This window comes from Micromonospora lutea (assembly GCF_016863535.1).
Classification (GTDB): Bacteria; Actinomycetota; Actinomycetes; order Mycobacteriales; family Micromonosporaceae; genus Micromonospora; species Micromonospora lutea.
Genome location: NZ_BOPB01000002.1, coordinates 395,929 through 420,026 on the forward strand (window position 1 = coordinate 395,929; position 24,098 = coordinate 420,026).

The window sequence follows — 24,098 nt, forward strand, 5'->3', positions numbered from 1 at the left end:
AAGAGCGGTCGCCACGCGGAGGAGGAGCTGTGAAGGTCGTCATTCCCGGCGGGACCGGGCAGGTCGGCACCATCCTGACCCGGGCGTTGACCGCCGAGGGCCACGACGTCGTGGTGCTGACGCGCGCACCGAGGGGCGAGCGTCAGGTCCACTGGGACGGCGCCACGCTCGGCGACTGGGCCACCCAGATCGACGGCAGCGACGTGGTCATCAACCTGGCGGGGCGCAGTGTGAGCTGTCGGTACACCGCGCAGAACCTCGAAGCCATGATGAGCTCCCGGGTCGATTCGGCGCGGGTCGTCGGCGAGGCCATCGCCGAGGCGGCCAGGCCGCCCGGGCTGTGGTTGCAGATGAGCACCGCGACCATCTACGCACACCGCTTCGACGCGGCCAACGACGAGCACAGCGGCGTGATCGGCGGTGGCGAACCCGGTGTACCCGGATACTGGGCGTACAGCGTCAAGATCGCGCGCAACTGGGAGGCCGCGCAGGAACAGGCGGTGACCCCGGGAACGCGGAAGATCGCGCTGCGGTCGGCCATGGTGATGAGCCCCGACCGTGGTGGCGTGTTCGACGTGCTGAGCTGGCTCGCGCGGCTCGGGCTCGGCGGACCGGTCGCGGGCGGTGGGCAGTACGTCTCGTGGATCCACGACCGGGACTTCGTCCGCGCCATCCGGTTCCTGATCGAAGGAGACGACCTCACCGGCGCGGTGAACCTGGCCGCACCCGGTGCGTTGCCGCAGCGGGAACTCATGCGAGAGCTGCGCGCGGCCTGGCGGATGCCGATCGGCCTGCCGGCCACCCGATGGATGGCCGAGATCGGCGCCTACGCGCTGCGGTCGGACACCGAACTGCTCTTGAAAAGCCGGCGGGTCGCCCCGGGACGGCTCACCGATGCCGGCTTCACCTTCGACCACCCGCAGTGGCGGACCGCAGCCGCGGACCTGGCGTCCCGCCGCCGAGGCTGATCGCGGTCCGAGACGTTCAGGTGCACTGATGTTATGCGGAGGAAAGGCGGGGAACCTCTCCGAAACTGACTACTCGGACCGTCGGGGGGCGTCTGAGCATGGGAAGACTCAAGGACAAGGTCGTGCTGATCACCGGTGCATCGTCGGGATTCGGCCGGGCGAGCGCGGTGCGTTTCGCGCGCGAGGGTGCCAAGATCGTCGTTGCTGACCTCACCGAACAGGCACTGTCCGGCGGCTTCGAAGAGAATCTCGAAGAGCCGACGGCGCAGGTGATCGCCGCCAATGGCGGAGAGGCCACGTTCGTCACGTGTGATGTCACGAAGGCCGACGCCGTCGAGCGAGCCGTGCAAACCGCCGTCGACACCTACGGCCGGCTGGACGTCATGTTCAACAACGCGGGTATCTACCGTGGTGGGAAACTCATGGACGAGTTCACCGAAACGGACCTGCAAGCCTGCTTCGACGTCAACGTCAAGGGCACCTTCTTCGGTACGCAGTCCGCGGTGCGTCAGTTCCGCCGCCAGGGAAGGGCAAGCAACGGGATGGCGGGGACGATCGTGAACCTGGTCTCCACCGCCGGCCTCCAAGGGCACCCGAAGCAGTCGGTCTACAACATCTCCAAGGGCGCGCAGGCCAACCTCACCCGCTGCGCGGCGATCGAGTACGGCCATGAAGGCATCCGGGTCAACGGCATCTGCCCGACGTACGCGAAGACCGCGCTGACCCGGGAACTCTTCGACAACATGGAGTTCATGCAGACCTTCGCCGAGAGTGTGCCGCTCAAGCGGTGGGGCGAAGTCGACGACATCGCGGAACTGGCGCTCTACCTCGCCAGCGACGAGTCAAGCTACGTACACGGTGCCCTGATCAGGATCGACGGCGGCGAAACGCTGTCCCGCTACTCGGTCTAGTCCGGTTGCCGGCACCATCGATGCCGGCGTGAACCCTGCACCCGGGACTTGTCCGCCCATCTGTGGCACGACCGGGCACGATCGCCGGCCCGCGCTCCGCCGACGGCTCGATTCCCGCCTCGGACTTCAACGGCGTCGGCGTCCGGTTCCCCGGCTGACGGAGAAGCTAGGCGCGGCGACGCAGGTCCCGTACCTCAGGATCTTGTTGGAAGCCGGCCGATCGGTAGGTGGCGACGGCGCCGGCGTTGGCACTCTCGGTGCACACGATCGCGCTCGACGAGCCCATTTCCCGGAGGGCGACCGCCGCAGCGATGGTGATCGCCCTGCCGTACCCGTGGCCGCGATGCGCGCGGTGTACGCCCATCGGTTCCAGCAGTCCGGGCTTGCCCGGACCGGCAGACCACACCGTCGCGGCTGCTACCGCGGTGCCCTGGTCGTCGTAGGCGACCAGGCACCGGGCGTCGGCGTACGTCGGTCCGGCGGCCATCGCGTGCCAGCGTTCGTCGCTGAACGTCGACTTGTCGAACGACGCCCGCTGGACGGCGGAACGCACCTGCGCCCCCTCCGGGCCGGTCACCTCGACCCGCACACCGCAGCCCGCCAACGGCTCGGCGAGGTCGCGCCGCAGCGGTGTCCAGGGCTGGTCGAGTTCCCACCCGCCGTCGAGAAGCAGTCCTCGGAACAGGGTGCCAGACCGTGCTTCGAGGTAGGCGTTCCCCTGCGGCAGGACGCCTACCTCCGGCCGGGTCACGTCAGCGGCCATCCGGTGGGCGAGTTCCCCGTCGGGTTCGGCGTCTGGCGCGATTGCCAGTCGCAGCAACCCGGGACCGTCGACCAGCCCGACAGCGAGAATCCGTCCGTCCCGGCGCCAGGTCCGAACCGCCTCGGCCGTCGCCTCCGCGCCGAACCGCCAGTACCAGCCCAGGTCCCCCGGATGCAGCTGCAACGGCGCCCCGTCGTACTGCCACTCCCGCAGCGCGCGCACCGCCTCGCCCAATCCGTCGACTCCTGGCCTGCTCAACACGACTGCCACACCTTGATCGAAGCCCGCCGCGACGTCAGGCGGCAAGGGATTTTGACTACGCCTCGGTCCGTGCGGCTCGCTCGACGCCGGCCTGTTCACCTTCGCTGAGGACGCCGTCGTCGTCCTGTGATCGCCAATCTTGGACACTTACCGTTCGGCTCGAACGGTAAGTGTCCAAGATTGGCCGTCCTTGTTCCTCCAGTCGCGGCGCGCCACCGCGCGAATCAGGTCGCTGAATTCCGTCCGTACGCTCACGGTGATGTAACCGTGCAGCGGCTCGAAGGTGATCCCTGGAACCAAGGCCGCAACTCAAGGGGGCAGGTTTGGCAGCGCCAGCGGTGGCAAACATTGCGCTGGCCTATTCCCGTTGGCGCATGAAATTCTCTGGACGAAAATTCACGTATGATGGCCTAGATCAATTTGTGTGCGATCTTGGTGCGCTGCTATCTAGGTTCGGTGCATTACGTCAGAGGTCACTACCGGAACGGGCGATGGGTGCGTCCGCACTATCGCCGCAACGGGGGCGCCGCCCCCTTGATCAGCGAGGATGCGCAGGTGCGTGTTCGCCGCCACCAGCGCGCTGATGGAACGTGGGTGCGTTCGCACTACCGTCACCGCACAACGACGCAGCCGGACAGTGAGGACGATAGCAACGTCGGTTTCCTGGTCGCTGGCATGCTGCTGCTCGTGGTTTTCCTTGTGATCGTGTCTTCGCAATCCTGATGGATCATGGCGGCCTGCCGCCAGAGGCTTGCCGGGTGTGGCTTATGGAGCCACACCCGCTGGCGTCGATCAAGTGCCGGGTTTCGACTTGAGAAAGGTTTCGCTTGCAGAGGTAAGCGGAGCCTCGCCAAGGTCTTGAAATCTCGCAGACGGCCGCGCCTCGAAGAGGTCAGTGGTGCTTGCGGGTCGCCGCGAGGAAGGTCGTCCAGGCGGTGGGGGTGAAGGTGAGGGCGGGGCCGTGTGGGTCTTTGCTGTCGCGTACGGCGACCACGCCGGGCAGGTTGCCGGCGACCTCGACACACTCACCGCCGTTGCCGCCGCTGCGAGTGCTCTTGCGCCAGCGCGCGCCGGTCAAATCAACCACGATGAACCTCCCCGATGATCTTGTCGATCAGTTGCCTTGATTGTTCCTCATCAAGGGCGAGCCTGAGCAGGCTCGACCATGCTTTCTCGTAGGCGGCGAACTCAGACGGTCGGTCCAGGTACAGCGCGCCGGTCCACGACTCGCAGTAGACGACGGAGGGCTCGGGAGTGGCGCGGTTGCCCAAGGGAAAGTCGAGCAGCACGAATTCGCCGCCGACCGCTCCGAGGTGCGGGCCAGCGGCGAGCGGCAGGAATCGAATCGAGACATTCGGCAAGCCGCTCAACTCCTGCAAGTGCTTCAACTGCTGAGCGGTGACGGTCGGCGTGTCGACCGGTCGGAGTAGGACGGACTCGCAGAGGACGACCTGCACCTGGGGTGCCTTGGGCAGGCGGCGGGTCAGCAGCGACTGGCGTTGTAGACGAAGGTCGACGGCGCGTTCGCGGTCGTCGTCGGTCATGTCCGGCTGGTCGATCCGGTAGATGCCCCGGGCGTAGTCCCGAGTCTGAAAGATGCCCGGCACGAGGCTGTTCTTATAGAACCGCAGTCGAGATGCGGCGGATTCGAGGCCGACGTACAGCTCGAACCAGTCGGGGATGGCGTCGCCGTAGGCGTGCCACCAGCCTTTCGCCTTTGTCTCGGCGGCCAGTGCGGTGAGCGCCCGGGTCAGGTCGCCGCGTGCGCCGTACAGCTCGCACATGGCTCGGACGTCGACGCCGCGCACGGAGCCGAGGCCGCTCTCGATCCGCCACACCTTCTGCCGGCTGCACTCCAGCGCCTCGGCGGCGGCGTCGAGCGTTATCCCGGCCTCGGTGCGCAGGTCACGCAGGGTCCTGCCGAGTTGGCGTCGGGGCACTGTCGACCCCATGTCTTCGGCCATCGCACCCTCCCTCCTGTTGTGTTTTGCAACATCCTGGCGGCGAATATGGAATCCGAAAAGGGTGTGCGCGAGCAGTGAAACGGTATGACGCGACATCCATTGTGGCGGTGTTTCCGACCCTACAAGATGGGGCTGACAAGGGCCATGACCGTGGAATTCCCGGCCCCGTCAAATTCGAATTCATCTGTCCCGCACCGAAGGGGTGGTGCCGACCCGTGCGCGCATTCAGTCAATCGCCAGGCAGCAGCGCAGACCGGGCAGGTGAGCGGTGACCGTCGTGACCTGCCCCGACTGTGACGGGTTGACCTTCCAGTTGTCGCCGTGCCGGTGCACCAACTTGGGGGACCGGTTCCTGGCCGACGAGGCGGCCACGCCCACCCGACCGGAGGCGTACCGCGAGTGTGAGCAGTGTCGGGGCGTGGGCAAAGCGGCGTACCCCTGTCATCGCTGCGAACGGCGCGGGCGGCGGCGGGCGCAGCTGGTGCTCAGCGTGGCCAACCTGGACACCGGCGCGGTCGCCTCCCACAATGTTGTGCCCGGCGGCCTCGATCCGGAGCCGACCCCGACCGGGTGGGTGGTTCGGCTCCGCGACCGGGTACGCGAGTTGGCCGCCAGCGTCGGTGCCAGCGTGACCGGCGGTGTGCCGGAGCTGTGGTTGCCGTCGCAGTGGCGGCCCGACCTGCCGGCCCTGCACCGATTGGAGCTGGAAGCCCAGGCGATCGTGGGGTGGGACAGCACGCCCTGGCGGCTGTTCGTCGGGAGGTGCCAGCCTGCGCCGCCGGTCGATCCGGCCGATCGGCTGGTGCGGCTCTGTGCGCTGGCCGACCTGCTCCTGCTCGACCTGGTTGTCGAGGTACGTCGGCAGGGGCAGGGCTGGACCGTCCGGTACGAGGTGCCCGGATCGCCGGTGCCGCAAAGCGCGATCGGTCGTCGCGACCTGCCGGAAGCCCTGGCCGCCACCGACGTGGCCGACGCGCTCGCCGGGCTCGCCGAGCGTGGCCGGGGCGTCGCCGCCCGGCTGGTGCAGCCCGACCGGACGCGCCCACCCGCCGTGCCGGCGGTCGACGTGGACCAGCTCGAACGCCGCATCCTCGCCGACTGCGTCGACCCGGTCGACGGTGTCGAGCTGCCCGGAGCGCAGGCGATCTGGCGGGACGGGTGCTGGTGGCACACCAGCCTGCGCGACGGCGAACCGGTCGAGGACCTGGTCGAGCAGCCCACCGGGCAGGTGCTGCGCCGGACGCGGGTGCCGTTGCGGCGCGGCTTCACCCCGCCCGACCCGTCCTGGCTCGGTGCGGAGATCGGTTGGCGGCCCTGCCCGGACTGCGTGCCCGGCAGCCGGCTGCGTAGCTGCGACTGCCGCCTCGGTGGCCGTACCGCCGATGTTGGCTGCCCGCACTGCCGGGGTGCCGGCCTGCGGCCCTCGGCGCTGGCCTGTTTCAGCTGCGATGACACCCACCGGCTCTACGACGCGGTGGTGATCACGCTGAGCGACCTGCGGCACCGGGTGGTGCACCTGGCCTGGCACACCGGCACGTCGGAGGAGGTCACGCTCGTCGCCACGCAGCCCGGCGGCAAGCCGGTGGTCCGGCTGCCCGACCGCTACCGGCTCGCGGCCTGGGCACCCATCCTCGGGGTACGACCCGAGGACCTTGCCGAGGCCGACGGCGGGTACGACATCGAGGCGGATCTGCTCGGCGGGTACGTCACGCTGCCCTGGACCGGGGCCGACCCGGTGGCCGAGCAGGTGCGCGCCGCCGGCCGGGGCCAGCCCGCCGGCCGGTTGGTCGTGTCGGCGGTACGCCCCGACGCCCCACCCCTGCCCGAGCTGATCCGGCTCGCGCTCGGCCTGGACCTGGCGTTGGAGGTGAACGTCTGCGACCTGCGGCGCAACGCCGGTGACCCGCTGCTCGTGAGCGGGCTGCGCTGGTCGGTCCACCTGCGCAACCGCGACGCCCCGGTGAGCCCGGACGAGTGGCCGTACCGGCCGACCCTGGAGGCGGCGCTCGCCGGGTGCGTCGAGTACCTGGCCGACACCGTCGTCGAGGCCGTGCCGGTCGACCTGGCGGTGCCGATCCCGGTGCCTGCCGCCGCGCCGAGCGACGTGACCGCCGACCCGGTGCCGGTGCTGCTGCGGCTGGCCGCCCGGCACGCCGGGCAGACCCTGACCGTCCGCTTCACCCGCGCCGGCTGCACCCTGCACCTCCATCACGACGAGGGCGTGCACCTGCTCGCCGAAGCCACCGACCTGCACGAACTCCGGTTGACCTAACGGTCTGATGCGCTGCGTCGGGGCACCAGCGCCAGCCCGGCGAGGCGGGTGAGCGCGACTGCCACCGCAAGCCCGGCAACGGCGCCGATGACCTGCGCCACGTCGGGCATCCACAGGGAAACCTGACCGAGCCCGTCGGCTCCCTTGAGGGCCGGGACCCCCCACACCACCGTCGCGGCCAGCCCACCGCAGCCAACGACCCAGCCGAGCGTACGGACGGTCTCGCGACGGTCGCGGACGGCTCCCGAGCGGCGTCGGCGGACCACGCGGACGAGCGCCCAGACCAGCGCGACCACCAGGAGCGCAGCAAGACCCATCAGCCCGACCAGGCCTCCGGTCAACAACGGGTCCGGCCCCGCCTCGGCGGTCGGCGCAGCGTGCAGTATCCGGGCGATGTTGAACGCCGCCGAGACGAGCAGCGGGTCCATCGCCAGGCTGTAGGCGTTGGCCAGGACGACCACGCCGATCCTGGTTTCCGGCACCAACACCAGGTGGCTGAAGTATCCCGGCGTGGCGCCGGCGTGCCACACGATGCGGGCGTCCGGTCCCGTGAGGGTTGTTTCTCGCCAGCCCAACCCGTACCGGCCGCTGCCACCGGTCGACACCTGACCGGTCTGCATCCGCTGGATGGTGTCGGCGGACAGCAGGGTCGTGTCGCCGTACCGGCCGCCGGCGAGTTGGGTGGTGGCGAACCGGGTGAGGTCGTCCAGGCTCGCCGTCAGGTAACCGTACGGCACGCCGGAGGTGTCGAAGGGCGAGTCGAACCGCTGCGGACGGCCGAAGTAGTACCGGTGGCCAGCCGGCAGTCCGATGGCCTGCGCCTCGTCTGCCGTGGTGGCGACCTGCCGTGTCCCGAGCGGGTCGAGGACGGCCTGCCGGAGGTAGCCGCCGAACGGCAGCCCGCTGACGGCCTCCACCAGCGCACCGAGGACCAGGTAGTTCGCGTCGCTGTACTCGTGCCGCGTACCCGGGGCGGCGACGATGCGCAGCTTCGCCAGGTTCCGCACCGCGCGGGTGAGCGCGCCGGGCGCGTTGTCGAAGCGGTCGGTGTAGTCCGCCCTGCCCGCGACCTGGGGCATCCCGCTGGTGTGGGTCAACAGGTGCCGGACCGTGATCTGTTCGGCCGCTGACTCGTCGGCCAGCCGGAACCACGGGACATACCGGCGCACCGGTTCGTCGAGTGCGACCCGGCCGGCCTCGACCAGCGCAAGGACCGCGACGGCGGTGACGGGTTTGCTCACCGATCCGATCAGGAACGGGGTCTGTGGGGTCACCGGGGCGCCGTCACCGTCGACTCCCCGCCCTTCCCGGTACGCGACCTGCCCGTCCCGAATCACCGCGACGGCCAGACCCGGGATCCGGGCCTCGGCCTGGTATCGATCTACCAGTGCCGTCACCTGTGCGATCTCATCGACGTCCGAGCCGGTCGCCGCAGCGGCCGGCAGCGCCACACCGGGCGGCAGCACCGCTGGCACCGTGACGGCGACGACCAGGGCCAGTGCCGCCAGCATCCGTCGCCAGCCGGTCACCGCCCGATCCGGTTCGCTGAACATCGCCCGCATCCCGTTGCTCAGCCGATCTGGCTGAGCAGCCGTTCCAGGTTGGCCAGGCGTTCCTTGACCTCGGCGATCTCGGTACGCGTCGTGTGCAGCTCCTCGCGGATTCCGTCGAGGGCGGTAGCGGTGGTCCGGCTGTGCTCGACGAACCGCGTCTGGGCGTCACCGGCGTGTTCGGCCAGTTGCCGGTACTGCTGCTCCCGTGCCGCGGAGTGCCGGGCCCGGTAGATCCCCATTGCCACGAACGCGACGATCACCATCAACGCGACCAGCAGCACGGTCGATGTGATCATGGCGATCTCGGGGATGTTGTCGTCGGCAGCCACGATGCTCGTCATTGTTTTTCCTCATCCTTCTGCCCGGGAACGGTCAGCGTCGGTACGGCCGTCGCGATGGTCTGCGCAGTCAGCGTCAGCGCGAATGGAGCGAGGTCGAACCACTTGACCGAACTGCCGTCCGGGGCCGTCTCCAGGGTGCCGACGACCAGTTCGGCGGCCTCCAACTTCTGTAGGTGCATGTAGAGCAGGGGCCGGTTCATCCGCAGCCGGCGGGCCAACTCGCTGACGTAGCTGCGACCCTCGGCGAGCGCGGCGACGATCCGCAGCCGGTGCGGACTGGCCAACGCCGCGAGCATCGCCAACAGCTCGTCGCCGGTCGGCGTCTCACGACTCATGCTCTGGCACCCTTCCACCACACTGGGTGTCAGAAACTTCTGACGCCCCCTGTCAGAGAATACTGACAGTCTGGTGGGCGGTCGTCAAGCAGCCGTGACGCGATCGGTCGGGTTCGGAACCGACCCGGTTGGCACGGCAACGACCGGACGTGGCACGGTGAGCGGGGAGGTGGCGGTGAGCAGGGCGGTGGAGGAGACGAACCGGGCGATGTTGCGGGCCCGGGACGCCATGGACCGGGCGTACGCCCAGCCGCTCGACATCCCCAGCCTGGCGCGGATCGCGCACGTCTCCGAGGCGCACTTCATCCGCACGTTCCGGGCCACCTTCGGTGAGACGCCGCACCGCTACCTGCAACGGCGTCGGGTGGAGCGGGCGATGGACCTGCTGCTGAACACCGGCCGGGATGTCACGGACATCTGCACGGCGGTCGGGTTCGGCAGTCTCGGGACGTTCAGTCGTACCTTCCGGCAGATCGTCGGTGAGTCGCCCACCGACTACCGCAGGCGGCGGACGGCGCCCGCAGCGCCGGTGCCGAGTTGCTTCACGAAGGCGTGGACCAGACCGAGCAGTTTTGGATAAGCAGCAGCTCAGAGCGTTGCACTAGCGTTCCCGGCATGACGATGAACGCGATCAGCCGCTCTCAGATCTACGTCCTCGACCAGGACGAGGCACTCGACTTCTACATCGGCAAGCTCGGCCTGGAGCTGCACACCGACCAGGATCTCGGGTTCATGCGCTGGCTCACGGTCAACATCCCCGGTGACCGGCAGCGGGAGATCCTGCTGGAGAAGCCGGGCCCGCCGAACCTCGACCCGGCCACTGCCGAGCAGGTCCGCGAACTGCTCACCAAGGGCGCCGCCGGTGGCTTCCTCTTCATGACCACCGACGACGCCCACAAGACGTACGAAGACCTGGTCGCCAAGGGCGTCGACATCACCGACGAGCCGGTGGAACGGCCGTACGGCATCGACTTCGGTGTCCGCGACCCGTTCGGCAACCGGATCCGCATCGGCCAGATGTTCGATGCGGCGGGGTGAGCCGTGGCCGGGTCGTCAACCGTCGCGTCTGGACGGAGTCGATGTCGATCAGACTTCGTGCAGCGTGGCGGTGACGGCGCGGGCGGGGTCGGCTGTGCTGAGCACCTCGGTGCTGTCCACGAACTGGTCGACCGCGCCGATGTAGGGCGGCAACGCCAACACCTGTGGGTCCGTGATCGTACGGCGGGTGGCCTCGACGAACCGGTCCGCCGCCAACACGCGGAACGGCCGGTCGTGGAACGGACGCACGGTCGGCGCGACCGGCTCACCGAGGCCGAGATCGTTGTGGGCGCGGGCGAGATGCTCGTACGCGGCGCAGAGCGCATCCTCGCGATGCGGCCAGTCGGTGGCGGCGAGGGCTTCGGCGAGCAGCGGTTGCAGCGCCGGGGCGCAGCGCAGCCGGGCGAACGCGGTCCCCAACCACTTGTTGTAGGGCGGGTAGCGACGCTCGATGAGCATCGCCAGGCGCATCAGGTCGCGGACCAGGCGGCCGGCGACCAGCCGGGCGCCAAGGTCGTCGCCGCTCTCCGCGCAGCGGCCCGGGAAGGCTTCTTCCTGAGCGATACGCCGCCACTGGCAGGCCAGCAGATACCGCCAGACGTCATCCGGGTACCACGCCAGCGCGGTCCGGACGGGTTCGAGCTGGCCGAGCCCGTCGTGGAAGACGGCCCCCTCGGTGACCTCCAGCAGCAGCTGGGTCGGGATGGCCAGCCAGTCGCGGGCGCGCATGCCGTCGCGCGGGTCGACGCCGATCCGGTCGACCAGCCAGGTGTCGAGGTCGTGCAGGTCGACGCGGTGTTCGACCGGGGCGTCGCCGACGGGTTGCAGAGTCCGTGACCGTCCGGGCTCGGGTGAGCTGAAGTTCGTGCTCCAGCCGCGCACCGAGGCGGGCATCCGCTCGGCGAGCACCCTGCTGACCTGGCGGGCGTGCCGACGGGCGTCGGCGGGGTGGAGAAAGAGCAGCAGACGCGGCCCCCAGTCGTGGTCGGTCGAGCGGGCGGTGTCGAAGCCGAGCACCTCGGAGCCCGGGCCCAGCAGTGCCGCCGAGTGCGCCAGATCCGGGAAGGCGGCATCGAGGATCGGTCGCACCGCCTCGCGGTACGTGCTGGCGGCCAGTGACAGGCCGGGTACGAACGTCGGCACGGTTCATCGCCTCCCCAGCAGCGGACGAGGGATCACAGTGGCCCCAGGACGTCGTGCGGGTCCGCGTCCAGGGCGAGCGTGTCGAGTACCGCCAGTAGCTGGCGTTCCTCGTACCGGAAGTGGCTCTCCATGATTGCGGCGATGCCCTCGACGTGGCGGTCGAGTTCGGCCGGGGAGGCGGCCCGCTCCACGGCAGCCTGCAATCCGCCGAGCAGGTGCGCGATCATCGAGTGGTCCTGCCTCAGGTGCCGCAGGGTGTCGCGCAGCTCCGGATGGGCGGCGGCGATCGCGGGGAACAGGTCGCGGTCCTCGCCCTCGTGGTGCTCGGTCAGCGCGACGCAGAAGCCATGGCAGAACAGCAGCAGATCGCGGGTGGCTGTTGCCGCGGCGTCGCCGCTGGCCAGCGCGCTGCGGGTCACCTCCAGCGCGCCGCGCAGCCGATCGTGCACGCGGCGCAGTTCGTGGCTCCAGGCGACGAGCCTGGTCTCCTCGCCCTCAGTCACAAGAGGGCGAAGGCAACGACTGTGTCATCGTCGTGGTCCTTTGTGTCCGACGCCTCCATGTCTGACACGGCCTGCCACCGACACGCGACGCTGGGGTGAGGCTACCCGACGACGTCGGCGGCGGCAGCCCTGATGGCCCGGCGCCGGAGGGCCGGGCCATCAGGCCGGTCACTCCGGGACGCGGCGGTAGGCGCCGTCGCTGGCAGAGGTGGCCATCGAGGCGTACGCACGCAGCGCCGCCGACACCGGGCGTTGCCGGTCGAGCGGGGTGTAGGGGCGGTCCCGCTTCTCCTGGGCGACCCGGCGGGCGTCCAGCACGTCGGTCGGCACGTTCAGCTCGATCGAGCGTGCCGGGATGTCGATGACGATCTCGTCGCCGGGCTCGACCAGCGCGATCAGCCCACCGGCGGCGGCCTCGGGGGAGGCGTGGCCGATCGACAGGCCCGAGGTGCCACCGGAGAAGCGGCCGTCGGTCAGCAGCGCGCAGGCCCGGCCCAACCCCCGGCCCTTGAGGAACGAGGTGGGGTAGAGCATCTCCTGCATGCCGGGCCCGCCCTTCGGCCCCTCGTAGCGGATCACCACCACGTCCCCGGCGACGATCTCCTTGGCCAGGATGGCGGTCACCGCGTCGTCCTGCGATTCGTAGACCTTCGCCGGGCCACGGAAGGTCAGGCACTCCTCGGGCACCCCGGCGGTCTTCACCACGCATCCATCCGGGGCGAGGTTGCCGTACAGGATGGCCAGGCCGCCGTCGGCGGTGTACGCGTGCTCGCGGTCGCGGATGCATCCATCGGCGGCGTCGGTGTCCAGTGCGGACCAGCGGTTGGTGGTGGAGAACGGCTCGGTGGTGCGCACCCCGCCGGGTGCGGCGTGGAACAGCTCGACCGCCTCGGGCTTGGCGGTTCCGCTCCGCACGTCCCAGTCGGCCAACCAGCCGTCCAGGGTGGGGGAGTGCACCGCGTGCACGTCCCGGCGCAGCAGGCCGGCGCGGTTGAGTTCGCCCAGGATGGCCGGGATGCCACCGGCGCGGTGCACGTCCTCCATGTGGTACTGCGGCGAATTCGGGGCGACCTTGGCCAGGCACGGCACGCGACGGGAGATTTCGTCGATGTCGGCCACCGAGAAGTCCAACTCGGCCTCGCGAGCGGCGGCCAGCAGGTGCAGGATCGTGTTCGTCGATCCGCCCATCGCCACGTCCAGCGCGACGGCGTTCTCGAACGCGGCCCGGGAGGCCACCTCGCGGGGCAGCACCGAGGCGTCGTCGCCGTCGTACCACCGCTTGGCGATCTCCACGGCGGTGCGGCCGGCTTCGACGAAGAGCGACCGGCGGGCGGCGTGGGTGGCCAGCACCGAGCCGTTGCCCGGCAGCGCCAGCCCGATCGCCTCGGTCAGGCAGTTCATCGAGTTCGCGGTGAACATGCCGGAACAGGAACCGCAGGTGGGGCAGGCGGACCGCTCGATCTCGCCGAGTTGCTCGTCGGTGACGCTCTCGTTCGAGGAGGCGATCATCGCGTCGATCAGGTCGATCTTGCTGTGCACGATCCCCTCGATCGCCACCGTCTTGCCGGCCTCCATCGGGCCGCCGGAGACGAACACGGTGGGGATGTTGAGCCGGAGCGCGGCCAGCAGCATCCCCGGAGTGATCTTGTCGCAGTTCGAGATGCAGACCAGGGCGTCGGCGCAGTGCGCGTTGACCATGTACTCCACCGCGTCGGCGATCAACTCTCGGCTGGGCAGGGAGTAGAGCATGCCGCCGTGGCCCATGGCGATGCCGTCGTCGACCGCGATCGTGTTGAACTCCCGGCCCACCCCGCCGGCGGCGGCCACCGCGTCGGCCACCAGACCGCCCATGTCCTTGAGGTGTACGTGGCCCGGCACGAACTGGGTGAAACTGTTCGCGATGGCGACGATCGGCTTGCCAAAGTCGTCGTCGGTCATCCCGGTGGCCCGCCAGAGGGCCCGGGCACCGGCCATCGTCCGACCGTGCGTGGAGGTCTTCGACCGCAGCTCAGGCATGTGTACCAGTCTTACACCGCCGGGACGGTCCGGACACGGGCCTCGCGCCGTGTCCCAACAGATGCACACCCGACCCCCACAGCGGCCGTCGATCCGGCAGAGTTGAGGGCGTGCACACACCCCCGGCCATGATCGGCGCTGCGGTGCTGAGCACGCTGATCGCCCTGACGGCCGGCGTGTTGCTGGGCGTCGCCGTCCGCCGCCGGGCCGCACCCCACCGTCTGGTGTACGCGGTACTGGCCGTCGGCGGCGCGCTCGCCGTGGTGACCATGCTGGTCGGGGTGGCGGTCACCCTGACCACGAACGAGCACTGGGCGCACGAGCAGCAGCAGCGCACCAGCTGGGCCACGCTGGTGGCGCTCGGCATGGCCCTCAGCGGCCTGCTGTTCTGCTTCAGTCTGCTCCGGTTGCCCGGGGTGACCGGTTCGGTGCCCTCGGCGGCCCGGCTCGCGCTGGACGGCGTGATCGTGGGCACCGCGCTGTGGTTCGTCGGCTGGGTGTTGTTCTCCGAGCCGACCCGGGTGCTCGGCGACGCGACGCCGATGGCCTGTCCGTCGATCCTGCTCGCCTCGGTCAGCGCGGCGTTGAGCACCGGTCTCTCCGCGATCATGGTGCTCCGGGCACCCGCGCCCCGACGGTGCCTCGTCGTGCTGGGTACCGGGATCACCGCCGTGTCGGTGGGTGGGCTGGGGGTCGCGGCCGGGCTCTGCCAGGCCGGGCCGGGGCTGGCGTTGATCGGCGCGGTGGTGCTCGCCACGGGGCTGCTCACCGCCGCGATGGCGGCCTACCGCATCGACCCGCCGGGCCAGCTCGCCATCGACGTGATTCGCCGCGACGGCGAGTACGCCTTCGTGCCGATGGTCGCGATGGCCGCCTCCGCGATATACCACCTCCTCCAGGACGGCCGGTTCGACGGCTTGGCCATCGCCGCCGGCAGCGTCGAGGGGTTCGCCCTGGTCGCCCGGCAGTACCTCACCCTGCACGACGTGCGGGCCTACGCCCGCCGACTGACCGACCGGGAGGCGCACTTCCGGCAGCTCGCGCACACCGACGCGCTCACCGGCCTGGCCAACCGTCGCGGCCTGCTCCAGGCCCTGCACCGCGGTGCCGAGGAACAGGTGCCGTGCGTACTGCTCGGCTTGGACCTGGACGGCTTCAAGAACGTCAACGACATGCGGGGCCACGACGTCGGCGATGCGGTTCTCGCCGAGGTCGGTCGGCGGCTGCGGAACAACCTGCGTCCCGGTGATCTCGCGGCCCGGCTCGGTGGTGACGAGTTCGCGGTGCTCATGCACGGTGGCGCGGCGGAGGCGGGGGTGGTCGCGGAGCGGCTGCTGAAGGTGCTCGGTGGCGCCTACGAGCAGCCCGAGGCTCCCGTCTTCCTCTCGGTCAGCATCGGCCTGGCCGGCTGGGCCGACGAACCCGACGTCGAACTGCTGCTGCGGCACGCGGATCTGGCGCTGCGCTACGCCAAGCAACGCGGCAAGAACCGGATCGAGCGCTACGACGGCGCGTACGACCGGCTGTTGCGCCGCCGTACCACGCTGGAGCACGAGCTGCGCGGCGCGATCGAGCGCGACGAGTTGCGGCTGGTGTTCCAGCCGGTGGCCTCGCTGCCGTCGGTGCGCCCGGTCGGCGCGGAGGCGCTGCTGCGGTGGCATCACCCGGAGCTGGGCAACGTCCGGCCGGACGAGTTCATCCCGCTCGCCGAGGAGAGCGGGATGATCGCCAAACTCGGCGCCTGGGTGCTGCACCAGGCCTGCTACCAGCTGTCCCGCTGGCTGGCCGAGGGTCACGACGTCTGGGTGTCGGTCAACGTCTCCCCGCGTGAGCTGCACGCCCCCGAGTACGTGGTGCAGGTCGCCGAGGCGCTGCGCGCCCATCACGTGCCGCCGCAGCGGCTGGTGCTGGAGGTCACCGAGCACGCGGTCGCCACCGACCTCGACGAGCTGATCCGGCGGCTGACCGCGCTGCGGCTGACCGGGGTACGGATCGCCCTGGACGACTTCGGGGCCGGTTACTCCTCGCTCAACCAGCTCCGCCGGCTCCCGATCGACATCCTGAAGATCGATCATGGGCTGGTGGCGGAGCACGAGCCGGTCCGGCCGGTCGGGCGTGACGGCCCGGCCTTCGCCCCGATGGTCGACATCGTGATGCGGCTGGGCCACCAGTTCGGCCTGGAGGTGATCGCCGAAGGGGTCACCACCCCCACGGAACTGGCCGCGGTGGTGGCCGCCGGTTGCCGGTTCGGTCAGGGTGCGTTGTTCGGCTGGGGCGTACCGGCGGAGCACCTGGAGGCGATGCTGGAGGCGGCGACGTCGCCGGGTGCCCGCCCGGCCCGTCCCGCGACCGAGGTCACCTCACTCCCGCAGCCTGTCGCCCCGCCCGTCCAGCGCCGGGCCGAGGGCGTCTCCCAGCAGGTCAGACCCGGTCCGTACGGCGCGTCCGGTGGTGACGCGCCGACGTCCGTTAACCAAAATGTGGGATCAGTTGACTCATCGCATGAGATGCGTCAGTCTTGAGCTCATGTCGTCGTACCGGTCGCTGCGAGTACTTACCTGAGCGCACTCTCCCTGACTGAGAGTGCGCTGGCCCCGTGCATCTGGCACGTGGGCCTTTTTCTTGCCGTCGAACCAATCGAACGCAGGCCCCGCCCGCGTTTCCCAGTGTGAGCAGCCCCACCCACTCCAGCCAAAGGCCAACCGCCATGACGAGACCCACGCCCGAGACTCTCGCCCACTCCGCCCGGCGCGCCCGCACCGCCGCCGAGGCGCCGGGCGACGCCGATCACACCCGCGCCGCCTCGCCGGCCGTACCAGCGACGCGGCCGGCTCCGGCCCAGGTGTCCGGTGCCGGCTCCCTGGTGCGCTCCCTGGAGGCACTCGGTGTAGACGTCGTCTTCGGTATTCCGGGCGGCGCGATCCTGCCGGCGTACGACCCGCTCTACGACTCGACCGTGCGGCACATCCTGGTCCGGCACGAGCAGGGCGCCGGGCACGCCGCCACCGGCTACGCCCAGGCCACCGGGCGGGTCGGGGTGTGCATCGCCACCTCCGGTCCGGGCGCGACGAACCTGGTCACCCCGATCGCCGACGCGTACATGGACTCGGTGCCGCTGGTGGCGATCACCGGTCAGGTGGCTCGCCCGTCGATCGGCACGGACGCCTTCCAGGAGGCGGACATCCAGGGCATCACGCTGCCGATCACCAAGCACAACTTCCTGGTCCAGGAGGCCAGTGAGATCCCCCGGGTGCTGGCCGAGGCGTTCCACCTGGCCTCGACCGGGCGTCCCGGGCCGGTCCTGGTGGACATCCCCAAGGACGTCCTCCAGGCGCCGACGACCTTCGCCTGGCCGCCCGCGCTGGACCTGCCCGGTTACCGGCCGACGCTGCACCCGCACGGCAAGCAGATCCGGGAGGCGGCCCGGCTGATCAACGGTGCCCGCCGGCCGGTGCTCTACGTCGGGGGCGGAGTGCTCAAGGCCGGTGCCACCGAGGGCCTGCGCCGGTTGGCCGAGCTGACCGGCATCCCGGTGGTCACCACGCTGATGGCGCTCGGCGCGTTCCCCGACTCACATCAGCAGCATCTGGGCATGCCCGGCATGCACGGCACCGTGGCCGCCGTCTACGGGCTGCAGAAGGCCGACCTGATCGTGGCGTTGGGCGCCCGGTTCGACGACCGGGTCACCGGCAAACTGGACTCCTTCGCACCGGACGCCACCGTGGTGCACGCCGACATCGACCCGGCCGAGATCGGCAAGAACCGGCACGCGGACGTGCCGATCGTCGGGGACGCCCGGCATGTCATCGACGAGCTGGTGGCCGCGGTCACCGCCGAGCGGGCGGCGGGACGCACCGCCGACATCACCGACTGGTGGACGCAGCTGGACGACCTGCGCGAGCGCTACCCGCTGGGTTACGAGGAGCCGTCCGACGGCACCCTCTCCCCGCAGTACGTGATCAAGCGGCTGGGGGAGATCGCCGGGCCGGACGCGATCTACGTCGCCGGGGTCGGCCAGCACCAGATGTGGGCCTCCCAGTTCATCTCGTACGAGAAGCCGCAGACCTGGCTCAACTCCGGTGGCCTCGGCACCATGGGCTACGCGGTGCCGGCGGCGATGGGCGCCAAGGTCGGCCGACCGGACACGGTGGTCTGGGCCATCGACGGTGACGGTTGCTTCCAGATGACCAACCAGGAGCTGGCCACCTGCGCGCTGGAAGGCATCCCGGTCAAGATCGCGCTCATCAACAACGGCAACCTCGGCATGGTCCGCCAGTGGCAGACGCTCTTCTACGGCGAGCGTTACTCCAACACCGACCTCGGCACCCACAAGCACCGCATCCCGGACTTCGTCAAGCTCGCCGAGGCGCTCGGCTGCGTGGGACTGCGTTGCGAGACCGTTGAGGACGTGGACCGCACCATCGAGATGGCCATGTCCATCAACGACGCACCGGTGGTCATCGACTTCGTGGTCGGCAAGGACGCCATGGTCTGGCCGATGGTCGCCGCCGGCACCAGCAACGACGAGATCATGTTCGCCCGCGGCGTCCGCCCGGCCTTCGACGAGGATGACCTGTAATGACCATTCACACTCTCTCCGTTCTGGTGGAGAACAAGCCTGGTGTGCTGGCCCGGGTCTCCGGGCTGTTCTCCCGGCGCGGGTTCAACATCGACAGTCTCGCGGTCGGCGAGACGGAGAACCCGGACGTCTCGCGGATCACCATCGTGGTCAACGCGGAGTCCTCGCCGCTCGAACAGGTCACCAAGCAGCTCAACAAGCTGGTGAACGTACTCAAGATCGTCGAGCTGGATCCGACCACCTCGGTGGCTCGGGAGCTGCTGCTGGTGAAGGTGCGCGCGGACCGCAACGCCCGAGGTCAGGTCCTGGAGACGGTGAACCTGTTCCGGGCCCGGGTGGTCGACGTGGCCGCCGACACCCTCACCGTCGAAGCGACCGGCACCCCCGACAAGCTCGACGCGCTGCTGCGCGACCTTGAGCCCTTCGGCATCAAGGAGATGGTCCAGTCGGGCCTGGTGGCGATCGGGCGCGGCTCGCGTGCGATCACCGCCGGCCCGGCGCTGCGGGCCGCCTGATCCCCACCCCGGCCCCGGTCCGCGTGACCGGGTCGGTCACAAGCCACGACGCGCCGCTGCGGCCGCCGTACGAAAGGGAAGTCATGAGCGTTGAGGTGTACTACGACGACGACGCCGACCTGGGCCTGATCCAGGCGAAGAAGGTCGCCGTGATCGGTTACGGCAGCCAGGGACACGCGCACGCGTTGTCGCTGCGTGATTCCGGCGTCGACGTGGTGATCGGTCTGCCGGAAGGCTCGAAGAGCCGGCCGAAGGCCGAGGAACAGGGGCTGCGGGTGCTCACCCCGGCCGAGGCGGCGGCCGAGGCCGACGTGATCATGGTCCTCGCCCCGGACACCGCGCAGCGTCACATCTACGCCGAGTCGATCGCGCCGAACCTCAGCGCGGGCAAGGCGCTGTTCTTCGGGCATGGCTTCAACATCCGGTACGGCCTGATCAAGCCGCCGGCCGGGGTGGACGTGGCGATGGTCGCACCGAAGGGCCCGGGCCACCTGGTCCGCCGGCAGTACGTCGACGGCAAGGGTGTGCCCTGCCTGGTCGCCGTGGAGCAGGACGGCAGCGGTAGCGCGTTCGCGCTGGCTCTTTCGTACGCCAAGGGGATCGGCGGTACCCGGGCGGGCGCGATCAAGACCACCTTCACCGAGGAGACCGAGACCGACCTCTTCGGTGAGCAGGCGGTGCTCTGTGGCGGTGCCGCGGCACTGGTGCAGACCGGCTTCGAGGTGCTCACCGAGGCCGGTTACGCGCCCGAGGTGGCCTACTTCGAGTGCCTGCACGAGTTGAAGCTCATCGTGGACCTGATGTACGAGGGCGGCATCGCCCGGATGCGTTACAGCGTCTCCGACACCGCCGAGTACGGCGACCTCTCCCGTGGGCCCCGCGTCATCGACGGCCGGGTCAAGGAGGAGATGCGCAAGATCCTCGGTGAGATCCAGAACGGCGAGTTCGCCCGTGAGTGGGTGGCCGAGGACGAGGCCGGCCGGCCCAACTACAACAAGTGGCGCAACGAGGGCGCGGCCCACCCGATCGAGGCGACCGGGAGCAAGCTGCGCGGCATGATGAGCTGGGTGGACCGGCCGATCACCGAGACCGCCTGAACGCATTTCCCAACGGCACCCGGGCCCGGCGTTCTCCCCGACGCCGGGGCCGGGTGCCGTGTTGTCACCTGCTGGCTAACGATCGTTAACACGCACGTCACGGCGGGGTTGTGAGGGCACTCACCCCACACTCCAGGGCGCGTCGGGCGGCCCGCGCCCTACGATCGCGGGTAGGTGCTCCAGGCGGCACCTGACGGCCATGGCCCGGAGCGCGCCGGGCGCAGCGCAGCGCCCAGCCCCCGGCCGACCGCTCTGACGACATCTACGAGGACCAATGACTCCTGTCGTACTGATCGCCGAAGAACTCGCTCCCGCCGCCATCGAGGTGCTCGCCCACGACTTCGACGTCCGGCACGTGGACGGCACCGACCGCCCGGCCCTGCTCTCGGCGCTCTCCGAGGCCGACGCCGTCATCGTCCGCAGTGCCACCCAGATCGACGCCGAGGCCATCGCCGCCGCCCCCCGACTCAAGGTCGTCGCCCGGGCCGGTGTCGGACTGGACAACGTCGAGGTACCGGCCGCCACCGCGCGGGGCGTCATGGTCGTCAACGCACCCACCTCCAACATCGTCTCTGCTGCTGAGCAAGCCGTCGCGCTGCTGCTCGCGGTCGCCCGCAACACCGCCAGCGCCAGCGCGGCCCTCAAGGCGGGGGAGTGGAAGCGGTCGAAGTACACGGGTGTGGAGCTCCAGGGCAAGACGGTCGGCGTGGTCGGCCTCGGCCGCATCGGCGTGCTCTTCGCCTCCCGGATCGCCGCGTTCGGCACCCGGCTCATCGCGTACGACCCGTACATCCAGCCGGCCCGGGCCGCGCAGCTCGGGGTACGGCTGGTCGGCCTGGAGGAGTTGCTGCGGGAGAGCGACTTCATCTCGATCCATCTGCCGAAGACCCCGGAGACCGTGGGTCTGATCGGTGAGAAGGAACTATCCATCGTCAAGCCGGGCGTACGGATCGTCAACGCTGCCCGGGGCGGGCTGATCGACGAGCAGGCACTGGCTGACGCGCTCGCCGAGGGACGGGTCGGCGGTGCCGGGGTGGACGTCTACGCCAAGGAGCCGTGCACCTCCTCGCCGCTGTTCGCCTTCGACAACGTGGTGGCCACCCCGCACCTGGGCGCCTCCACCGCCGAGGCGCAGGACAAGGCCGGTCTGGCGGTCGCCAAGAGCGTGAAGCTGGCCCTGCAGGGCGAGTTCGTGCCGGACGCGGTCAACGTACAGGCCGGCGGCGTGGTGGCCGAGGACGTCCGGCCGTTGCTGCCGCTGGCGGAGAAGCTCGGTCGCGCCTTCACCGCGGTAGCCGGCGGAGTCGCCGCCAGCGTCACCGTGGAGGTACGCGGTGAGATCGTCAACCACGACGTCTCGGTGCTCAAACTCGCCGCCACCAAGGGCCTGTTCAGCTCGGTGGTCGAGGAGCAGGTGACCTACGTCAACGCGCCGCACCTGGCAGCCGAGCGCGGCGTGGAGGTGTCGCTGAGCACCCAGACCGAGACCGTCGACCACCCGGTCCTGGTCACCGTGCGTGGTGCGCTGCCCGACGGCCGTACGGTCAGCGTCTCCGGCACCGTCACCCAGGCCGGCGCCCGTGACGTCATCAAGCTGACCGAGGTGGACGGCTTCGATGTGGAGATCGGCGCCGAGGGCATCCTGCTCTTCCTGCGCTACGCCGACCGGCCGGGTGTGGTCGGTATCGTCGGCACCCTGCTCGGTGAGGCCGGCATCAACATCGCGGCGATGCAGGTGGCCCGCCGGGAGGCCGGCGGTGAGACGCTGATGACCCTCACCGTGGACCAGGCGCTCGGTGCCGACCTGCTCACCTCGGCCGCCGACTCGATCGGTGCCATCTCCGCCAGCGCCGCCGACCTGCGCGACGAGTAGCCCGCGCGGACAATCCAGGCACGCCACGGAGGGGCCCGGCCATCGGCCGGGCCCCTCGTCGTCCGATCGCCGGGCAGGTGGCGGTCGGGTACCGCGTCCGCACCTGCCGCCGGGTTCGCCCCCCGGCGCCTGGCGGGTCGGTCAGCCGGGCAACCGAACCCCGGGCGGCGGGTAGACCGAGCCGTCCTGGGCGTCGAAGAGCATCAGCCGGTGCTCGCCGGCGAGCCGCTCGATGTCGAGCAGCACCTGGTCCGGGCAGGCCGGATCCAGGTTCAGCTCGATGTGATCGGCCGCTTTGTGCAGTGGCGCGACCGCCCACGGAGTGTTCGGGCCGGCCGGCTGCTCGGGGTAGCTGGCGGTGATCGCCCGATAGAAGGCGACACACCGCGGGTCCGGTTGACGCTCGTGGTGCCGGCCGTTGCGGCACTGCTGCACCGCCGCTCGTACGTCCTCGGGCGTCGCCCCATCCGCCAGGGCCCACACGCTCAGATCGAAACTCACGGCGGACAGCGTGCCATCTGCGATTCACCTTGTCGAAAACGCCCCCGCCGCAGGCAGACCGCCCGGTACCAGGATCACCCAGATGCTCCCCTGTGGAACCCTTGCCGCGAAACGCGTCAATTCGATAACGTACGGATGCGGTCACCTGCCGAGCACGTGGCGCCGGCCCGTCTTCGGGTGGCGAGGTCGACGTCCGGCCGAGCGGTCCGCACCCCTCGATTGCGCGAGCCACGCGCACTCGTCGCCGACCGGCCTCCACGGTCGTTGCCGCGACCGTGGAGGCCGATCGCTGTTCCCACCACGCAGTGGCCGCTCGACATCCACATGCCGTCGACGTTCACGCAACGTCCGCGGTCATGCACGCAGTGGCCGACCCGCCGGTCGTGCCGCTACCGTCCGGGATCGCGCGGGTCAGCGGTGCGCGGCGAAGAGCACCCGGTAGTCGGATCCGGGGCGGAACCAGTCCAACCCGGCCGCTCCGGCGGCGTACAACGCGGTGGCGTAGGCGTCCGCCACCGCGAGGTCGGGACCGACCACGGTCGCGGCGACCAGTTGCCCGGCCGGCTCACCGGTGTGCGGATCCACCACGTGTCCCTGCCGTCCGGTCACCCCGGAGGTGCCGACCGCGCCGGCCGTCATCTCCAGCAGCAGCGGTGCCCGGCCCCGATCGGTGGGGTGATGCACGGCGACCCGCCACGGGCCACCGTGTGCGGCATGGCCGCGTACCACCAGGTCGGCGCCGCAGAGCACGGCGTAGTCGTGGATGCCGGCGTGGCGCAGCCGGGTCGCGGCCCGCTCGACCGCCCATCCGCCGAGCAGCCCGCCCGGGTCGAAGCCGCCCGGCACCGCCCAGGCGTCGAACCAGCCGTCGGTGGCCGCGCGCATCGCGGCGCACCGGTCCACCAGATCGGCCAACGGCGGGTACGACTCGGCGCTGATCTCGCCCCGGCGTAGCCGCGACACCAGGCTCTCCGGGCGGTTCGGGCCGTAGGTCAGGTCGATCGCCCGCAACTCGGCCACGGCGTCCCGCAGCGCCTCGCCGGTGCCGCGCCGGCCCAGCCAGTCGGGGGCGTTGAGCAGCAGGGTGTACTCCGCTGTCGAGGTGCGGACGGTGTGCCGGACGGCGATCCGGTCCCCGGCGACCACGGTGGCGCGGTCCGGCTGTTGCTCCCCGTGGCCCAGTCGCAGGTCGGCCCGGCGGAAGCGAAAGACCGCCGGGTCCACCCAGCGGGTTCGTGGTTGCTCGTCGGTCCACATGTGCGCCCCCTCCTCGGCGTGTGCCGCCCCCGTCGCGGCGCCTCGCCCGGCCTCATGGACCGTCGCGTTCACGCTAGGCAGCGGAGATGACCGGGCCATGAATGCCGCCTGGGAACCTGCTGTGCGTACCAGCCTTCCCGAAAAGTGGAACACTCGTACCGGGGGGCGGGACGGCGGCGTACCGTCGAGCCATTCGAGCGAAGGAGCT

Annotated in this window: 21 protein-coding genes; 10 read left to right on the top strand and 11 right to left on the bottom strand. The window is 70.3% G+C overall.

What is annotated here, in order from left to right; all coding sequences use genetic code 11:
- Positions 1-29 precede the first annotated feature (29 nt).
- Together Vlu01_RS03215 and Vlu01_RS03220 are read left to right on the top strand one after the other, a co-directional pair.
- Entirely contained in the window at positions 30-968 is a 939-nt protein-coding gene (locus Vlu01_RS03215) for an epimerase (RefSeq protein ID WP_203992965.1), read from the top strand.
- A gap of 98 nt (positions 969-1,066) precedes the next feature.
- Positions 1,067-1,879: an SDR family NAD(P)-dependent oxidoreductase gene (locus Vlu01_RS03220; protein WP_203992968.1), complete on the top strand. Its 813-nt coding sequence runs from the start codon at positions 1,067-1,069 to the stop codon at positions 1,877-1,879.
- A 166-nt stretch (positions 1,880-2,045) separates the two neighbouring features.
- Here the strand turns inward: Vlu01_RS03220 and Vlu01_RS03225 are convergent, their stop codons facing one another.
- The 3 genes from Vlu01_RS03225 to Vlu01_RS03235 all read right to left on the bottom strand — a co-directional run bounded on the left by Vlu01_RS03225 (position 2,046) and on the right by Vlu01_RS03235 (position 4,867).
- Positions 2,046-2,903 (bottom strand): GNAT family N-acetyltransferase, encoded by an 858-nt coding sequence (locus Vlu01_RS03225; RefSeq protein ID WP_308440920.1) that lies wholly within the window; start codon positions 2,901-2,903, stop codon positions 2,046-2,048.
- Between the two features lie 892 nt (positions 2,904-3,795).
- Positions 3,796-3,990, bottom strand: a complete 195-nt coding sequence (locus tag Vlu01_RS03230) for a DUF397 domain-containing protein (protein ID WP_203992974.1) — start codon at positions 3,988-3,990, stop codon at positions 3,796-3,798.
- Complete coding sequence (locus Vlu01_RS03235; protein ID WP_203993611.1) at positions 3,983-4,867, bottom strand: helix-turn-helix domain-containing protein; 885 nt, start codon at positions 4,865-4,867, stop codon at positions 3,983-3,985. The genes Vlu01_RS03230 and Vlu01_RS03235 overlap by 8 nt, the downstream gene beginning before the upstream one ends.
- A 268-nt stretch (positions 4,868-5,135) precedes the next feature.
- Between Vlu01_RS03235 and Vlu01_RS03240 the strand changes: the two genes are divergently transcribed.
- Positions 5,136-7,139, top strand: coding sequence for a hypothetical protein (locus Vlu01_RS03240; RefSeq protein ID WP_203992977.1), 2,004 nt, complete (start codon positions 5,136-5,138; stop codon positions 7,137-7,139).
- On the opposite strand, the gene Vlu01_RS03245 is transcribed toward Vlu01_RS03240, so the two are convergent.
- Genes Vlu01_RS03245 through Vlu01_RS03255 form a run of 3 tightly spaced genes read right to left on the bottom strand, consistent with a single transcriptional unit; the run spans position 7,136 to position 9,368 of the window.
- Positions 7,136-8,692, bottom strand: coding sequence for a serine hydrolase domain-containing protein (locus tag Vlu01_RS03245; RefSeq protein WP_203992981.1), 1,557 nt, complete (start codon positions 8,690-8,692; stop codon positions 7,136-7,138). The genes Vlu01_RS03240 and Vlu01_RS03245 overlap by 4 nt on opposite strands.
- Before the next feature lie 17 nt (positions 8,693-8,709).
- Complete coding sequence (locus tag Vlu01_RS03250) at positions 8,710-9,033, bottom strand: hypothetical protein (RefSeq protein WP_203992984.1); 324 nt, start codon at positions 9,031-9,033, stop codon at positions 8,710-8,712.
- Positions 9,030-9,368: an ArsR/SmtB family transcription factor gene (locus Vlu01_RS03255; protein WP_203992987.1), complete on the bottom strand. Its 339-nt coding sequence runs from the start codon at positions 9,366-9,368 to the stop codon at positions 9,030-9,032. The genes Vlu01_RS03250 and Vlu01_RS03255 overlap by 4 nt, the downstream gene beginning before the upstream one ends.
- A gap of 157 nt (positions 9,369-9,525) precedes the next feature.
- Here Vlu01_RS03255 and Vlu01_RS03260 point away from each other — a divergent pair, with 157 nt between their 5' ends.
- Together Vlu01_RS03260 and Vlu01_RS03265 are read left to right on the top strand one after the other, a co-directional pair.
- On the top strand, positions 9,526-9,948 hold the full coding sequence (locus Vlu01_RS03260) for a helix-turn-helix domain-containing protein (RefSeq protein WP_373307264.1): 423 nt from the start codon (positions 9,526-9,528) through the stop codon (positions 9,946-9,948).
- A 35-nt stretch (positions 9,949-9,983) separates the two neighbouring features.
- Positions 9,984-10,406 (top strand): VOC family protein, encoded by a 423-nt coding sequence (locus Vlu01_RS03265; protein WP_203993003.1) that lies wholly within the window; start codon positions 9,984-9,986, stop codon positions 10,404-10,406.
- Positions 10,407-10,454: 48 nt separating this feature from the next.
- Here the strand turns inward: Vlu01_RS03265 and Vlu01_RS03270 are convergent, their stop codons facing one another.
- The 3 genes from Vlu01_RS03270 to ilvD form a co-directional block, all read right to left on the bottom strand.
- Positions 10,455-11,549, bottom strand: coding sequence for a DUF4037 domain-containing protein (locus Vlu01_RS03270; RefSeq protein ID WP_203993008.1), 1,095 nt, complete (start codon positions 11,547-11,549; stop codon positions 10,455-10,457).
- A gap of 32 nt (positions 11,550-11,581) precedes the next feature.
- Entirely contained in the window at positions 11,582-12,052 is a 471-nt protein-coding gene (locus Vlu01_RS03275) for a hemerythrin domain-containing protein (protein WP_203993011.1), read from the bottom strand.
- A gap of 168 nt (positions 12,053-12,220) precedes the next feature.
- Positions 12,221-14,068 carry a dihydroxy-acid dehydratase gene (gene ilvD, locus Vlu01_RS03280; protein WP_203993014.1) on the bottom strand — a complete coding sequence of 616 codons (1,848 nt, stop codon included), beginning with the start codon at positions 14,066-14,068 and terminating at the stop codon, positions 12,221-12,223.
- Positions 14,069-14,178: 110 nt separating this feature from the next.
- On the opposite strand from ilvD, the gene Vlu01_RS03285 reads away from it, so the two are divergent.
- From Vlu01_RS03285 to serA, 5 genes are all read left to right on the top strand, one after another.
- Entirely contained in the window at positions 14,179-16,590 is a 2,412-nt protein-coding gene (locus tag Vlu01_RS03285) for a putative bifunctional diguanylate cyclase/phosphodiesterase (RefSeq protein ID WP_203993017.1), read from the top strand.
- Positions 16,591-16,775: 185 nt separating this feature from the next.
- The gene (locus tag Vlu01_RS03290; RefSeq protein WP_203993020.1) at positions 16,776-18,647 is read left to right on the top strand and encodes an acetolactate synthase large subunit; all 1,872 of its coding nucleotides are present in this window, start codon (positions 16,776-16,778) and stop codon (positions 18,645-18,647) included.
- On the top strand, positions 18,647-19,162 hold the full coding sequence (ilvN, locus tag Vlu01_RS03295) for an acetolactate synthase small subunit (protein WP_099847218.1): 516 nt from the start codon (positions 18,647-18,649) through the stop codon (positions 19,160-19,162). The genes Vlu01_RS03290 and ilvN overlap by 1 nt, the downstream gene beginning before the upstream one ends.
- Before the next feature lie 83 nt (positions 19,163-19,245).
- Positions 19,246-20,259 carry a ketol-acid reductoisomerase gene (gene ilvC / locus Vlu01_RS03300; RefSeq protein WP_203993023.1) on the top strand — a complete coding sequence of 338 codons (1,014 nt, stop codon included), beginning with the start codon at positions 19,246-19,248 and terminating at the stop codon, positions 20,257-20,259.
- A 274-nt stretch (positions 20,260-20,533) separates the two neighbouring features.
- A complete protein-coding gene (gene serA, locus Vlu01_RS03305) occupies positions 20,534-22,132 on the top strand; it encodes a phosphoglycerate dehydrogenase (RefSeq protein ID WP_203993026.1) in 1,599 nt (532 codons plus the stop codon).
- A gap of 141 nt (positions 22,133-22,273) precedes the next feature.
- Here the strand turns inward: serA and Vlu01_RS03310 are convergent, their stop codons facing one another.
- Together Vlu01_RS03310 and Vlu01_RS03315 are read right to left on the bottom strand one after the other, a co-directional pair.
- Positions 22,274-22,633, bottom strand: a complete 360-nt coding sequence (locus Vlu01_RS03310; protein ID WP_203993040.1) for a hypothetical protein — start codon at positions 22,631-22,633, stop codon at positions 22,274-22,276.
- Between the two features lie 411 nt (positions 22,634-23,044).
- Entirely contained in the window at positions 23,045-23,890 is an 846-nt protein-coding gene (locus Vlu01_RS03315) for an FAD:protein FMN transferase (RefSeq protein WP_203993615.1), read from the bottom strand.
- Between the last annotated feature and the right edge of the window lie 208 nt (positions 23,891-24,098).